This window comes from Polymorphobacter multimanifer, from assembly GCF_014205635.1.
In the GTDB taxonomy this organism is placed as follows: Bacteria; Pseudomonadota; Alphaproteobacteria; order Sphingomonadales; family Sphingomonadaceae; genus Sandarakinorhabdus; species Sandarakinorhabdus multimanifer.
The window spans coordinates 1-13085 of sequence record NZ_JACIIV010000015.1; the positions used below are offsets into that span (position 1 = coordinate 1).

15 protein-coding genes are annotated in these 13085 nt (G+C 65.5%); 5 read left to right on the forward strand and 10 right to left on the reverse strand.

The annotated features are described in order from the left end of the window. Positions 1-265: 265 nt before the first annotated feature. Complete coding sequence (locus FHS79_RS11035) at positions 266-1189, reverse strand: hydrogen peroxide-inducible genes activator (RefSeq protein WP_184199687.1); 924 nt, start codon at positions 1187-1189, stop codon at positions 266-268. Between the two features lie 105 nt (positions 1190-1294). On the opposite strand from FHS79_RS11035, the gene FHS79_RS11040 reads away from it, so the two are divergent. The 5 genes from FHS79_RS11040 (at position 1295) to FHS79_RS11060 (ending at position 4001) form a co-directional block, all read left to right on the forward strand. Further along, positions 1295-1843 (forward strand): peroxiredoxin, encoded by a 549-nt coding sequence (locus FHS79_RS11040; RefSeq protein WP_184199690.1) that lies wholly within the window; start codon positions 1295-1297, stop codon positions 1841-1843. An 81-nt stretch (positions 1844-1924) separates the two neighbouring features. Further along, a complete protein-coding gene (gene ahpD / locus FHS79_RS11045; RefSeq protein WP_184199693.1) occupies positions 1925-2443 on the forward strand; it encodes an alkylhydroperoxidase, AhpD family in 519 nt (172 codons plus the stop codon). 116 nt (positions 2444-2559) lie between these two features. Beyond that, positions 2560-3237 (forward strand): serine O-acetyltransferase EpsC, encoded by a 678-nt coding sequence (gene epsC, locus FHS79_RS11050; protein WP_184199696.1) that lies wholly within the window; start codon positions 2560-2562, stop codon positions 3235-3237. A gap of 3 nt (positions 3238-3240) precedes the next feature. Then, on the forward strand, positions 3241-3591 hold the full coding sequence (locus tag FHS79_RS11055) for a DUF2794 domain-containing protein (protein WP_243452826.1): 351 nt from the start codon (positions 3241-3243) through the stop codon (positions 3589-3591). Further along, positions 3588-4001: a GFA family protein gene (locus FHS79_RS11060; protein ID WP_184199699.1), complete on the forward strand. Its 414-nt coding sequence runs from the start codon at positions 3588-3590 to the stop codon at positions 3999-4001. Before FHS79_RS11055 ends, FHS79_RS11060 begins: the two co-directional genes overlap by 4 nt. A gap of 1 nt (position 4002) precedes the next feature. Here the strand turns inward: FHS79_RS11060 and FHS79_RS11065 are convergent, their stop codons facing one another. The 9 genes from FHS79_RS11065 to gph all read right to left on the reverse strand — a co-directional run bounded on the left by FHS79_RS11065 (position 4003) and on the right by gph (position 13075). After that, positions 4003-4899 carry an SDR family oxidoreductase gene (locus FHS79_RS11065; protein ID WP_184199708.1) on the reverse strand — a complete coding sequence of 299 codons (897 nt, stop codon included), beginning with the start codon at positions 4897-4899 and terminating at the stop codon, positions 4003-4005. 79 nt (positions 4900-4978) lie between these two features. Beyond that, a complete protein-coding gene (phoB, locus tag FHS79_RS11070) occupies positions 4979-5695 on the reverse strand; it encodes a phosphate regulon transcriptional regulator PhoB (RefSeq protein ID WP_373289717.1) in 717 nt (238 codons plus the stop codon). Further along, positions 5695-6492, reverse strand: a complete 798-nt coding sequence (gene phoU / locus FHS79_RS11075; RefSeq protein ID WP_184199709.1) for a phosphate signaling complex protein PhoU — start codon at positions 6490-6492, stop codon at positions 5695-5697. Before phoU ends, phoB begins: the two co-directional genes overlap by 1 nt. 14 nt (positions 6493-6506) lie before the next feature. Continuing rightward, positions 6507-7253: a phosphate ABC transporter ATP-binding protein PstB gene (pstB, locus tag FHS79_RS11080; protein WP_184199913.1), complete on the reverse strand. Its 747-nt coding sequence runs from the start codon at positions 7251-7253 to the stop codon at positions 6507-6509. Between the two features lie 47 nt (positions 7254-7300). Beyond that, on the reverse strand, positions 7301-8596 hold the full coding sequence (gene pstA / locus FHS79_RS11085) for a phosphate ABC transporter permease PstA (RefSeq protein ID WP_184199915.1): 1296 nt from the start codon (positions 8594-8596) through the stop codon (positions 7301-7303). A 26-nt stretch (positions 8597-8622) separates the two neighbouring features. Continuing rightward, positions 8623-10041, reverse strand: coding sequence for a phosphate ABC transporter permease subunit PstC (pstC, locus tag FHS79_RS11090; RefSeq protein WP_184199710.1), 1419 nt, complete (start codon positions 10039-10041; stop codon positions 8623-8625). A gap of 3 nt (positions 10042-10044) precedes the next feature. Beyond that, positions 10045-11046: a substrate-binding domain-containing protein gene (locus FHS79_RS11095; RefSeq protein WP_243452827.1), complete on the reverse strand. Its 1002-nt coding sequence runs from the start codon at positions 11044-11046 to the stop codon at positions 10045-10047. A 152-nt stretch (positions 11047-11198) separates the two neighbouring features. Then, positions 11199-12407: a sensor histidine kinase gene (locus FHS79_RS11100; protein WP_184199712.1), complete on the reverse strand. Its 1209-nt coding sequence runs from the start codon at positions 12405-12407 to the stop codon at positions 11199-11201. Continuing rightward, positions 12404-13075, reverse strand: a complete 672-nt coding sequence (gph, locus tag FHS79_RS11105) for a phosphoglycolate phosphatase (protein WP_184199713.1) — start codon at positions 13073-13075, stop codon at positions 12404-12406. The genes FHS79_RS11100 and gph overlap by 4 nt, the downstream gene beginning before the upstream one ends. Positions 13076-13085 lie beyond the last annotated feature (10 nt).

A 13085-nucleotide genomic window follows, 5' to 3' on the forward strand; every position in this document is an offset into this window, starting at 1 on the left:
TCAACTCAGGCTTCGTAAGCTGCTCAAGTTCCTCGCGATTCATGGATAGTGTGAATCATAGACGCGACCCCTTGGCAAGGGGGTGGGTAATTACAGCGCCGCCGCCGAGGCGCCAATCGAAATCGCCAACGCCAACAACAATCCGGAAGTCTTCATTGCATCTTTTCCTCATTGATATCGCGTCATCGGTTACGACAACCGAAACCGCGACACAAGATGAGAAACCATTATTTTGCAATTAGTTACGGCTATTAGGGCTAACGCTTCACTGTTCTGGAAGTGCATTGCCTCTTGCCGTGCCGGGCTCGCGCAAGCCAGCGCCCAGCAGCCGGAATTCCTCGGCGCGTGGGCTGCCGCTGCGCCAGGCCAGCGCAATGGTGCGCGCGGCATCCCCTTCCAGCGGGCGCGCGATCAGCCCCGTGTCTTCGAGAATGCCGCCATCGAGCGCCATCTTCGGCACCAGCGTCTGCCCCAGTCGGCCAGCCACCATCTGCACAAGTGTCACCAGCGATGTGCCGCGGTGGCCCGGGTCGGCACGCAATTCCGGGCGGCCGCAGGCGGCAAGTGCCTGGTCCTTGAGGCAATGCCCGTCTTCCAGCAGCAGCAGGTCGGTATCGTGGATCGAATCCGGCGACACGAACGGCGGCGGATCGCGCCGGTCGCGCGGATGGAAAACGAGGAAAAAGGCATCATCGAACAGCGCCATCGTCTCCACCGCCCCGCAGTCCCAGGGCAGCGCCAGCAGCACCGCATCGAGCTGGCCACGCGCCAGCGCCTCGCACGCCGCATGGCTCATCGCCTCGCGCAGGTAGAGCTTGAGCTCGGGATAGGCCTGGCGGAGTGCGGGCAGCACGCGCGGCAGCAGATAGGGGGCGATGGTGGGGATGACGCCGAGCCGCAGTTCGCCGGTGAGCGGGCGGGCCGAAGCGCGGGTGAGCCCGGCCAGCGCATCGGCTTCGCGCAACACATCATAGGCCTTGGCCACCACCCGCTCGCCGAGCGGCGTGAAGCGCACCACGCGGCGATTGCGCTCGACAAGCTGCACGCCGAGCAGTGTTTCGAGCTCGCGCAGTCCGGCGGACAATGTGCTCTGCGTCACGAAGCACGCCTCGGCAGCACGTCCGAAATGACCATGGATGTGCAACGCGGCAAGATACTGGAGTTGCTTCAGCGTCGGCAGGAATGTCATCGATTAACTCGATATGTAACAGTCAAATTATCGATTGGATTTGTAGAGCGGGTTTCGCCAGTGAGCAATGGCGATTTCACGCAACCCGAATCACAGGAGCATCTCATGGCCCTTACCGTTGGCGATACCGTCCCCTCGTTCGAACTTCCCGTCCAGCAGGGCATCGGCGCCCTTCCCGATGGCGAAACGCTCGACATCACCACCGCATACCCGAACAAGTGGAAGGTGCTGTTCTACTGGCCGAAGGATTTCACCTTCGTCTGCCCGACCGAAATCATCGGCTATGGCGACCTCAAGAGTGACTTCGAGGACCGCGACGCCGTGCTGATCGGCGCCTCGACCGACACCGATTTCGTCCACTTTGCCTGGCGCAAGTCGGACGAGCGTCTGGCCGCAGCCGATTTCCCCTGGCTGGCCGACAACTCCAAGCACCTCGCCGATGCACTCGGCATCATCGTCAAGGACGCTGGCGTGGCGCTGCGCGCGACCTTCATCATCGATCCGGACAATGTCATCCAGCATGTCACGATCAACGGCCTCAACGTCGGCCGCAACCCCGCCGAAACGCTGCGCATCCTCGATGCGCTGCAGACCGACGAGCTGTGCCCGTGCAACTGGAGCGAAGGGCAAGAGGTTCTCAAGCCCGCCGCGTAAACTCGATATCGCCGCATGACAGGAGGGCGCGGGCCTCGCCTGCGCCCTTCTTCATGCCCGTTTTCCCTGAAAGGACACCCCATGCTCTTCTCCGAACTCGCCAAGACGCTGCCCGATTATGCCAAGGACCAGCGGCTCAACGTCTCCAGCCTGATTTCCGAGCAGCTGCTCACCGACCAGCAGAAGTGGGGCACCTTCGTCGCCTGCGCGCACGCCACTGCGTACAAGCCGCTCATCGACGCGGTGGAAGCCGAAGCCGCCGACAAGCTGACGCCCGAAGCGATGAACGCCGCCAAGGCCGCCGCCAGCATCATGGCGATGAACAACATCTACTATCGCTTCACCCACCTCGCCTCGCGCCCCGAATATCGCACCATGCCGGCCCGGTTGCGCATGAACGTCATCGGTGCCCCCGGCATCGACAAGGCCGATTTCGAGCTGTTCAGCCTCGCCGTCTCGGCGATCAACGGCTGCGGCATGTGCATCGACAGCCATGACAAGGTGCTTGCCCAGCACGGCATGGCCGCCGACAAGATCCAGACCTCGGTGCGCATCGCCTCGGTCGTCCATGCCGTGGCGCGCACGCTCCAGGCCATGTGATGCCCTTCGCAGCCCGGCGCTCCCCCGCACGACAAGAACTGGCGCCGGGCTGCAATTAGGATTATCTGGCACAAAAGCCGAGCTTGTCAGCCGACTCGTCTGGGCGGAGTATTGCCATGGCTTTCGCCTTTCTCGATTCGATCAAGTCGCGTGATCCCGCCCCGCGCTCGCGCTGGGAGATCCTCACCTATCCAGGTGTCTGGGCGCTCGGCTTCCACCGTGTCGCGCACGCCCTGTTCACGGCACGGCTGTTCCTGCTGGCGCGCATCGTCAACCACATCAGCCGGCTGTTGACGGCGATCGACATCCATCCCGGCGCGCAGATCGGCCGCAATTTCTTCATCGATCACGGCTTTGTCGTCATCGGCGAGACGGCGGTGATCGGCGATGACGTGACCATCTACCAGTGCGTCACGCTGGGCGGCACCGATCCGGCGAACGGCGTCCCCGGCAAGCGCCACCCGACGCTGGAAAACGGCGTCATCATCGGCTCGGGCGCACAGGTGCTGGGGCCGATCACTGTCGGTGCCCGCGCCCGCGTCGGCGCCAATGCCGTCGTCACCCGCGATGTGCCGGCGGGTGCCACCATGGTCGGCATCCCGGCGCGCGCCGTGCCGGTGGAGGCCGAAGTCAAGGCCAAGGACTTCATGCCCTATGGCACGCCGTGCGCGCAGAAGTTCGATCCCGAAACGCAGAAGCTCGAACTGCTGCGCTGCGAGATCGAGACGCTGCGCGCCCGGCTCGATGCCATTACCAGCGAACAGCAACCCCAAGAAAACAAGAAGGTCGGCTGACTCTTGGAGAATGTGACCCCGCTGCGCACCCCCCGGAGCACCGGCGCCGAGCCGCAGGTCGCCTTCACCCGCCCCGAACTCGACCGCATCCTCTCCCTCTACGGCCGCATGGTCGCCGCCGGCCTGTGGCGGGATTATGCCCTCACCTTCGGCCCGCGCACCGCCAGCTTCAGCGGCTTCCGCCGCACCGCCGAAAACCCCGAGGCGCGCATCGTCAAGGACCCGGCACTGCGGTTGAAGCAGGGCGAATGGATCCTCTATGGCGAGGGCGGCGTTGTGCTCAAGCGCGGCCACGATCTCGCCGGCGTCCTGGCCCCACTCGAGCGCCGCCTGGTGAAGATCGTCGAGGGATGAGCGCCGAGGGGCTTGCCGGCGGTTGCCACTGCGGCCGCATCCGCTTCGCCGTGCCACTGTCCGCACTGCTCGGCACCGGCTATTGCCATTGCTCGATCTGCCGCCGCCTCTCCGGCGGTCCGGTCAACGCCTGGGTCGCCGTCGATCCGCAGGCGCTGCGCGTGGAGGGCGATCCCCGCCGCTACCGCTCCTCGGCCACCGGAACCCGCGCCTTTTGCGACGATTGCGGCGGGCAGCTCTGGTTCGCGCCCGACGACGGCAGCTTCATCACCCTCAACGCCACCGGCTTTGACGATCCGGAGGCTCACGCGGTGCGGCCGACGCTCCACGTCTACGAGGCCGACCGGCTGTGCTGGTTCGACATCGCCGACAAGCTGCCGCGCCATGCCGGCGGGTCGCAGCCCGACTGAGCTAGCGCTGCCCGCCCAGGGCAACCGCGCCTTGCGCAGCGCCGGTGTCGGGAACGATTTCGCCGGTGCGATCGCTGATTTCGTCGAAGCGCGCCGCGATCGTCTCGGCCGACATGTCTTCGGCCGCGACATGGATGCCGCGCGTCAGCGTCACATAGGCACGCTCGAAGCCGCCGCCGCCGGCGTTGATGATGGCATTGGTCGGCGCCTCGTCGCTCACCAGATACACCGCCGCCGGTGCCACCGTCTCCGGCCCCATCTTCGCCAGCAGCTCGGGCGGCATCAGGTCCTCGGTCATCCGCGTCGCCGCAAGCGGGGCGATGGTGTTGACCTTAACGTTGTACTTCGCTCCCTCGAGCGCCAGCGTCTTCATCAGCCCGACCAGCGCCAGCTTGGCAGCGCCATAATTGGCCTGGCCGAAATTGCCGTAGAGCCCGGTCGAGGAGGTTGTCATCAGGATACGGCCATAGGCCTGCTCGCGCATGATCTCCCACACCGCCTTGGTGCAGATGACCGACCCCATCAGATGCACGTCGGTCACCTGCCGAAAGTCCTCGATCGTCATCTTGACGAAGGTCTTGTCGCGCAGGATGCCGGCGTTGTTGACGAGGATATCGATCCGGCCCCAGCGCTCCTTCACGAAAGCGACCATCTTCTCGACAGCGGCAGCATCGGTGACGCTCGCTCCGTTCGCCATCGCCTCGCCGCCGGCCGCAACGATCTCGTCGACCACCGCCTGCGCCGCCGAAAGCGAGCTTCCGGTGCCATCGCGCGATCCGCCCAGATCATTGACCACAACCTTGGCGCCGCGCCGCGCCAGCTCGAGCGCATAGGCGCGCCCGAGGCCGCCGCCGGCCCCGGTGACGATGGCAACACGGTCTGCAAAACTGATCGTCATACGCTAATCACGCCCCTGATGTTCAAGGCGCGCTGTCTATCGCAACCGAGCCGAGCCGCAAAGCTCAAATGGATGCGTCTCAGGCCCGCAGAAGCACCGGCTCCGAGTCGAGCGCATAGCCCGCCGAGCGCACGGTGCGGATCACATCGGGAAGCTCCTGCGTGCCAGGCCCGGCGTTGATCGCCTTGCGCAGCCGGCGGATATGCACATCCACCGTGCGCTGCTCGACATAGACATCGCGCCCCCACACCGCATCGAGCAGTTGCTCGCGGCTGAAGACCCGGCCGGGATGCTCGAGGAAGTGGCGCAGCAGCCGGAATTCGGTCGGCCCCAGCTGCACCACCCGGCCGTCGCGCGTCACCTTGTGCGCCGATGTGTCCATGTTGATTCCGGCATAATCGAGGTTGCCGCCAGAAAGTGCAGGCCGCAGCCGCCGCAGCAACGCCCGGATGCGGGCAACGAGCTCGCGCGGCGAGAAAGGCTTGGTCACGTAATCGTCAGCACCCGTCTCTAGCCCGCGGATGCGATCGGCTTCCTCGGCACGCGCGGTCAGCATCACGATGGGCAGGTTGGCGGTGGCCGGCGCGCGGCGCAGCCGGCGGCAGACCTCGATGCCCGAGAGGTTGGCGATCATCCAGTCGAGAATCACCAGATCAGGCTTCTCCTCCTGCGCCAGCACCAGGGCTTCCTCGCCGTCGCCGGTGCGAATCACATCGAAATTCTCCTTCTCGAGATTGTAGCTCACCAGCTCCACGAGATGGGCATCGTCTTCGACCAGCAGGATCTTGGGGCGCATCAGTCATCCTCCTCAGGGGGGGCTTTGGCGGGGTAGCCTTTGGGTGGGGAGCCTTTGAGGGGCGGAGCGTCGGTGTTGGGAATGGCGTATATGCTGCGGGCGAACAGCGCGCTGTCATCGCCCTTGGTCCGCTCGGCCATGCGTTCGCCGGTGACGGCATAATGCACCATCTCGGCGATCGAAGTGGCATGATCGCCGATCCGCTCGAGGTTCTTGGCGACGAACAGCAGGTGCGTGCTCGGCGTGATGTAATGAGGATTTTCCATCATGAAGGTGAGCAGCGAGCGGAACAGGCTGTTGTAGAAATCATCGACCCAGCGGTCGCGCTCGCACACCGTCGCGGCAAGGGCGGCATCGCGATCGACATAGGCATCGAGCACGTCGCGGATCATCCCCACCACGGCGCGTGCCATTTCGGGAACGATCACCACCGGGCCGATCGGCTGCGCCTGCGACACGGCATAGGCGCGCTTGGCGATGTTCTTCGCATAATCGCCGATCCGCTCGAGCACATTCGCCATTTTCAGCGCCGCAATGATCTCGCGCAGATCGTCCGCCAGCGGCGCGCGCAATGCGATGATCCGCACCGCCAGCGCCTCGGCTTCCATTTCCAGCGCATCGATCCGCGCATCATCGCGGACGATCTGCTCGGCCGCCTCGATGTTGCGCGACACCAGCGCATCGACCGCGGCGGCAATCTGCACCTCGCACAGCCCGCCCATCTGGCTGATGATGGCGCGCAGCTGGCCGATGTCCTCATCGAAGGACTTGACGGTATGGCCGTGGGAGTCTGCCATGTTCTTGTCCTGGTTCAGCCGTAGCGGCCGGTGATATAGTCCTTGGTGCGACCCTCGGACGGATTGGTGAAGATCGTCGAAGTATCCCCATACTCGACCATCGTCCCCAGGTGGAAAAACGCCGTCTTCTGGCTCACGCGCGCGGCCTGCTGCATGTTGTGCGTGACGATGATGATGGCATATTTGCCGCGCAGATCGTCGATCAGCTCCTCGATGCGCGCCGTGGCGATCGGGTCGAGCGCCGAGCATGGTTCATCCATCAAAATCACTTCGGGATCGACGGCAATGGCGCGCGCGATGCACAGCCGCTGCTGCTGCCCGCCCGACATGGCGGTGCCGCTCTCGCCGAGCCGGTCCTTCACCTCTTCCCACAGCCCGGCGCGGCGCAGCGATCCCTCGACGATGCCGTCCATATCCGTCTTGTTCGCCGCAAGCCCATGGATTCGCGGGCCATAGGCGATGTTCTCGTAGATCGATTTCGGAAACGGGTTGGGCTTCTGGAAGACCATGCCGACGCGCGCGCGCAGCTGCACCACGTCCATCGAGGCTGCATAGATGTCGGTTTCGTCGAGCTTGATCTCGCCCTCCACCCTCGCGCTGTCCACGGTGTCGTTCATCCGGTTGAAGCAGCGCAGGAAGGTGGACTTGCCGCAGCCCGATGGCCCGATGAACGCCGTCACTTCATCGGCGCGCACATCGAGCGACACATTCTTGATCGCCTGCTTGGCGCCATAAAAGACATTGACGCCGCGCGCCGTCATCTTCGGCGGCTGGTTGCTGCCGACTGGTGGTGGTGCGTTGTTGGTGTTCACCAGCGCCTCTCGAACTTGTTGCGGAGATAGATGGCCACGCTGTTCATGGCGATGAGGATCATCATCAGCACCATGATTGCGGCACTGGTCTTCTCGATGAAGCCGCGCGCCACATCGTCGGACCACAGGAACACCTGCACCGGCAGCACCGTTGCCGGCTGGGTGAAGCCTTGCGGAGTATCGACGACAAAGGCGCGCATGCCGATGAGCAGCAGTGGTGCGGTCTCGCCCAGTGCCCGGGCGATGCCGATGATCGTGCCGGTGAGGATGCCCGGAAGCGCGAGCGGCACCACATGCTGGAACACCACCTGGATCGGCGAGGCGCCGATGCCAAGGGCTGCATCGCGGATCGACGGCGGCACCGACTTGATCGCCACGCGCGTCGAGATCACGATCACCGGCAGCGTCATCAGCGCCAGCGTCAGCCCGCCCACCAGTGGCGCCGAGCGCGGCATGCCGAAGACGTTGAGGAACACCGCCAGCCCGAGCAGCCCGAAAATGATCGAGGGCACTGCCGCCAGATTGTTGATGCTCACCTCGATGATGTCGGTCCAGCGGTTCCGGGGCGCAAACTCCTCGAGCCAGATCGCGGCACCGACGCCAACGGGAAAGGACACCGCGATGGTGACCAGTAGCGTGAGCAGGCTGCCGAGTGCGGCTCCCCAGATGCCGGCCAGCTCGGGAACGGTGGAATCGGCGGTGCTCAGGAAGATGCCGTTGAAGCCGGTGCGAAGCTTGCCCTGGGCCTCCAGCGCCTGCCAGGCACGGATATCCCGGTCAGACACGCCGCGGCTGATCTCGGGCGCTTCGAGATCGAACTTGCCCTTGTTGAGCAAGTCGATCGTGCTGCGAACCGGCACCCAGACCTGCTCGGTCTGCCCCAGCAGCGCCGGGTCCGCCTCCAGCCGGTCGCGCAGTGCCAGCCATGCACCTTCGCTCACCACCGAATCAAAGTCGCCGAGCTGCTCCGAGGCGGCGAGCATCAGCCCGGCGAAATCCGCCTGGCGAAACGCAGCCCGCCGCGCCGCCGGGTCGGCGGTGGCGGCAATGCGCCCGGCGTCGAGGCCGAGGATGGCGGGTTCATAGGTCACCGCCACCCGCACTTCGGTGTTCAGAAAACCGGTCCAGCCATCGCGCACGATGGTGAACAGCAGAAACACCAGGAAGCTGGCGGCCAGGCCGAGTGCTGCCAGGCCAAGGAAACGGAAGTTGCGCTCGGCGGCATAGCGGCGCGCGATGCGGCGCTGCATCCGCGTCGACGACCAGTCGGTCGGCTCGCGCTCGACAGGCATGGCGGTGCTGGATGCAAGCGTGGCCATCAGTCATATGCCTCGCGATATTTCTTCACCACGGCGAGCGCGTAAATGTTGAGCACCAGCGTGATGCCGAACAGCACCAACCCCAGCGCAAAGGCGGAGAGCGTCTTGGGGCTGTCGAACTCCTGGTCGCCGGTCAGCAATGCCACGATCTGCGTCGTCACCGTCGTCACGCTGTCGAACGGGTTGATCGTCAGGTTGGCGGCAAGCCCGGCCGCCATCACCACGATCATCGTCTCGCCGATCGCCCGGCTGACGGCGAGGAGGATGCCGCCCACGATGCCCGGCAGGGCCGCCGGCAGCAGCACGCGCTTGACCGTTTCGGAGGGCGTCGCGCCCATCGCCAGGCTGCCGTCGCGCATGCTGCCCGGCACCGCATTGAGCGCATCATCGGCCATCGAGCTGACGAACGGGATGATCATCACCCCCATCACCACCCCGGCGGCAAGCGCCGATTCGGAGCTGGCGTCGCTCATGCCGAGCCACACCGCAAAGTCGCGCACCCTCGGCGCCACGGTGAGCGCTGCGAAAAAGCCGTAAACCACCGTCGGCACCCCTGCGAGCAGTTCGAGAATCGGCTTCAGCACCTTGCGCACCGATGGCTTGGCATATTGGGTGAGGTAGATGGCGGACATCAGCCCGAGCGGGATCGCCACCAGCATGGCGATGATGGCGCCGATGAAGATCGTCCCCCAGAAGAGCGGCACCGCGCCGAACGCGCCCGACGACCCCACCTGGTCGGCACGAATCGCGGTCTGCGGAGACCAGCGCGTGCCGAACAGGAATTCGATCGGGGACACCATCTGGAAGAAGCGCAGGCTCTCGAAGATCAGGCTGAGCACGATGCCGAGCGTGGTCAGGATGGCCACCAGCGATGCCAGCATCAGCCCCCATCGCACCGCCACTTCCACCCGGTTGCGCGCCCGGAACTGCGGCGTGAGCCGCGAATAGGCCCAGAACCCGCCCAGCGCCGCAAGCGTCGCTGCAACCGCGCCGGCAAGCATGTTGTAGTTCGTCTGCGTCGCGGCATAGACCCTGGAGGCAGGTATTGTGGCCAGGTCGAACGGCTCGTCGATCTCGCCCGCTGCGAGGCCCCTGACCTCGTTCATGAAGCTGGTGCGATCGAGCGAAGTTTCCGGACGTTCCGCGGCCGGCACTGATGCCAGCACGCTGTCAGTCAGCACGCCTTCGCTGATGAAGCTCCAGCCGAGCAGCACCACGAGCGCCGGGGCCAGGGCAAGCAATGCTACAAAGCTGCCATGATAATTCGGCCGCGAATGCACGGCACCAATGCGGGCGCGCGCCGCAGTTCCCGCCGCAATGCCGCTCGTCGCCACCAGCGTGCGGCCGCGCGCACGGCCGATCTGGAAGCCGACCAGCGCCAGCCCGAAGGCAGCGAGGAAGAGGATGGTCAACGACATACGCTATAGAACGTCGGACGGATCGAGGAACACCGGCGTCCGCGCTGCCGCGGCATTGGCCGATCGCGCCGGCACCGGCGATGCCACCAGCCCGCGGCGCGACAGATAGCCCTTCGGACCCCAGGTCGATTCGCGGCTGAGCTCGACCAGGAACTCGCGCATCCCGCGCACCGCGCGCATGTGCTGGCCCTTCACATAGACATAGAGCGGCCGCGACGCCGGAAAGGCGAAGCTGGCGATATTGTCATAGGTCACCGGCACACCCGAGATCGGCACGCCCTTCACCTTGTCCAGATTTTCCTCAAGGTAGGAAAAGCCGAATACCCCGAGCAGCCGCGGGTTAGCCGCCAGCTTCTGCACGATCAGATTGTCGTTCTCGCCGGCCTCGACATAGGCGCCATCCTCGCGAAGTGCCGTGCAGACCTGCTGGTGGCGATCGGGATCGGACTTCTTGAGCACCTTCATGGCCGGGTTCGCGTCGCAGCCCTTCTCCATATAGAGTTCGTTGAAGGCATCGCGCGTCCCTGAGGTGGGCGGCGGACCCAGCACTTCGATGCGGATGGCCGGAAAGCTGGGGTTGACGTCGCTCCACAGCCGGGCGGTCTGCTTGCGGCCATAGGGGTTGGCGGCAAGTGCCCGGTAGATGTCGGCTTCGGTCATGCCCGGAAAACGTCCTGCCCGGCCTTGGGCCAGCGCAAGCCCGTCAAGCCCGATCTGCACTTCGATGATGTCGGTCACGCCATTGCTGCGGCAATCGGCGACCTCGGTGGCCTTGATGCGCCGCGATGCATTGGCAACATCGGGGAAGCGCTCGCCCACGCCCGAGCAGAACAGCTTGATGCCGCCGCCGGTGCCGGTCGATTCGACGATCGGCCCTGGAAACTGCGGGTTGGTGCGCTTGAACTGCTCGGCCACTGCCGTGACGAAAGGATAGAGCGTCGACGAACCGACGATCCGCAACTGGCTGCGCGCCGCCACCGGCGCCGGGAGCAGCACTGCAAGCATTCCGAGCATTGCTCCCAAGATCGCCCGGCGTCGCAACTTCCACTCTCCCGATCTGCGCCTGAGCGCGGCAGCATGGTTGCTGCACGATGATTGCCTTAGCGACACTCGATGCGGCGCATATGACAGTTCAATTGCAGTTTGATGACAGCGCTTCAGTCGGCTCCCGCCGCTTCGACCGGGACAGGCGCCGGTCGAGGCGGCTGTGCGAGCGGCAGCGTGAAGCTGACCCTGCTCCCCTCGCCCAGCTGGCTTTCGATCTCGAGCCGACCGCGGTGCCGCTCGACGATGTGCTTGACGATCGCCAGTCCCAGCCCGGTCCCCCCCATCTTGCGCGAACGCTGCGAATCGACGCGGTAGAAGCGTTCCGTCAGCCGCGGCAGATGCTCGGGCGCAATTCCCTCGCCGATATCGCTCACCAGCACCCGCAGCTGCGCAGGGGAAGCCGGCCCGGCCTCCTCGACCGTCACCCCCACCGTTACCGGTGTCCCCGATTGGCCATATTTGAGTGCATTCGAAACCAGATTGTGGAGCACCTGCAGGATCTGGTCACGGTCTCCGATCACCGGCGGCAACGCTGGCGGCACCTGCAGCAGCAACTGCCGCTGGTCCTGCTCCAGCCGCATCGCCAGTGTCTTGCCGACGTCGGCAAAAACGCTGCCCATGTCGAGTGACATCGACGGGCGCACATGCTTGTCGAGCTCGATCCGGGAAAGCGACAGCAGATCGTCGATCAACCGGCTCATCCGACTGGCCTCGTTCGCCATGATCGCCAGGAACCGCCGCCGCGCTGGCTCGTCCTCGGCCGCCGGCCCGGCCAGCGTTTCGATGAACCCGGAGAGCGTGGCCAGCGGTGTCCGCAGCTCATGGCTGGCGTTGGCGACGAAATCGACGCGCATCCGCTCGGTCAGCCGCGTCTGGGTGATATCGTCGAACACCACCAGCACCCTGCCCTGCCCGGCATCGACCGCGCGCAGCCGCCAGGCGCTGTTGCCGGCACCAATGCCGCCGAACTCGCGATTGCTGCTGGTGCCGCTCGCCGCCGCCTCGGCAATCGCGTCGAGCACCGCCGGGTGCCGCACCACAAGCCGCAAGTCACCGCCTTCCACCCTCGCACCGAACAGCGCCCGAGCTGCGGCATTGGCCGCGACGGCGGTCGCACCTTCCGCAATGAGTGCCGCATCGGAGAGCGCCTCGATGCTGATCCGGTCGGCCGGCTGCGCAACCGATGGCGACGGCAGCGGCGGCGGCTGCAGGATGGGCTCACCCACAGCCGGCAAGGGGCTGCGCCGGCCGATCACCCAGCCCATCCCCAGCGCTGCCAGCATCAACGCGAGAAAGGCAAGGACGAGAGTGGAGCTCATACCGGTTGCCAACGCAGCAGGGCGGCATCGAGTTCATCATAATGGTCGATCACCGCATCGGCTCCGAGCTCGGCCACCGGCCGATCCGAAAAGCCGAACCCCACGACGATCACCGGCAACCCCGCCGCACGTGCGGCCGACACATCGGCGATCGAATCGCCGATGAACACCGCACGGCCGCGCACGCCCCCCGCGGCATCTATCGTCGCCCACACATGCCCGGGGTCCGGCTTGGGGGCCGGCACCGAGTCGAAGCCCAGCACCGCCGCAAAGCGCTCGCCCCAGCCCAGCGCTGCCACGAGCGCATGGGCAAGGGCAGCCGGCTTGTTAGTGCAGATCGCCAGCCGGTGCCCTGCCGCCATAAGCCGGTCGAGTGCCGCTTCCACGCCGGGAAACGGCCGCGAGCCATCGGCGATATGCGCGCCATAATAATCGAAGAAGGCGGGCACCCCGGCCTCGACAAGCGCTGGCGTGCTCTCCCCGCTTTCCGCAAGCCCGCGTGCCAACAGCGCACGCGACCCATGCCCCACCATGTGGCGCACATCGTCAGGCGGCACCGGCGGCCTTCCGAGTGTGGCCAGCGCGTGGTTGAGGGCAGCACAAATGTCGGGGCCGGTGTCCACCAGGGTGCCGTCGAGGTCGAAAATGATGGAAAGTGGAGCCGTCACGCTGCCAAGG

Excerpts from the sequence above, each read along its gene's own strand:
- FHS79_RS11035 (WP_184199687.1), bottom strand. The coding sequence starts at position 1,189 with ATGACATTCCTGCCGACGCTGAAGCAACTCCAGTATCTTGCCGCGTTG.
- FHS79_RS11040 (WP_184199690.1), top strand. The coding sequence starts at position 1,295 with ATGGCCCTTACCGTTGGCGATACCGTCCCCTCGTTCGAACTTCCCGTC.
- ahpD (WP_184199693.1), top strand. The coding sequence starts at position 1,925 with ATGCTCTTCTCCGAACTCGCCAAGACGCTGCCCGATTATGCCAAGGAC.
- epsC (WP_184199696.1), top strand. The coding sequence starts at position 2,560 with ATGGCTTTCGCCTTTCTCGATTCGATCAAGTCGCGTGATCCCGCCCCG.
- FHS79_RS11060 (WP_184199699.1), top strand. The coding sequence starts at position 3,588 with ATGAGCGCCGAGGGGCTTGCCGGCGGTTGCCACTGCGGCCGCATCCGC.
- FHS79_RS11065 (WP_184199708.1), bottom strand. The coding sequence starts at position 4,899 with ATGACGATCAGTTTTGCAGACCGTGTTGCCATCGTCACCGGGGCCGGC.
- phoB (WP_373289717.1), bottom strand. The coding sequence starts at position 5,695 with ATGCGCCCCAAGATCCTGCTGGTCGAAGACGATGCCCATCTCGTGGAG.
- phoU (WP_184199709.1), bottom strand. The coding sequence starts at position 6,492 with ATGGCAGACTCCCACGGCCATACCGTCAAGTCCTTCGATGAGGACATC.
- pstB (WP_184199913.1), bottom strand. The coding sequence starts at position 7,253 with ATGACGGCGCGCGGCGTCAATGTCTTTTATGGCGCCAAGCAGGCGATC.
- pstA (WP_184199915.1), bottom strand. The coding sequence starts at position 8,596 with ATGCCTGTCGAGCGCGAGCCGACCGACTGGTCGTCGACGCGGATGCAG.
- pstC (WP_184199710.1), bottom strand. The coding sequence starts at position 10,041 with ATGTCGTTGACCATCCTCTTCCTCGCTGCCTTCGGGCTGGCGCTGGTC.
- FHS79_RS11095 (WP_243452827.1), bottom strand. The coding sequence starts at position 11,046 with ATGCTTGCAGTGCTGCTCCCGGCGCCGGTGGCGGCGCGCAGCCAGTTG.
- FHS79_RS11100 (WP_184199712.1), bottom strand. The coding sequence starts at position 12,407 with ATGAGCTCCACTCTCGTCCTTGCCTTTCTCGCGTTGATGCTGGCAGCG.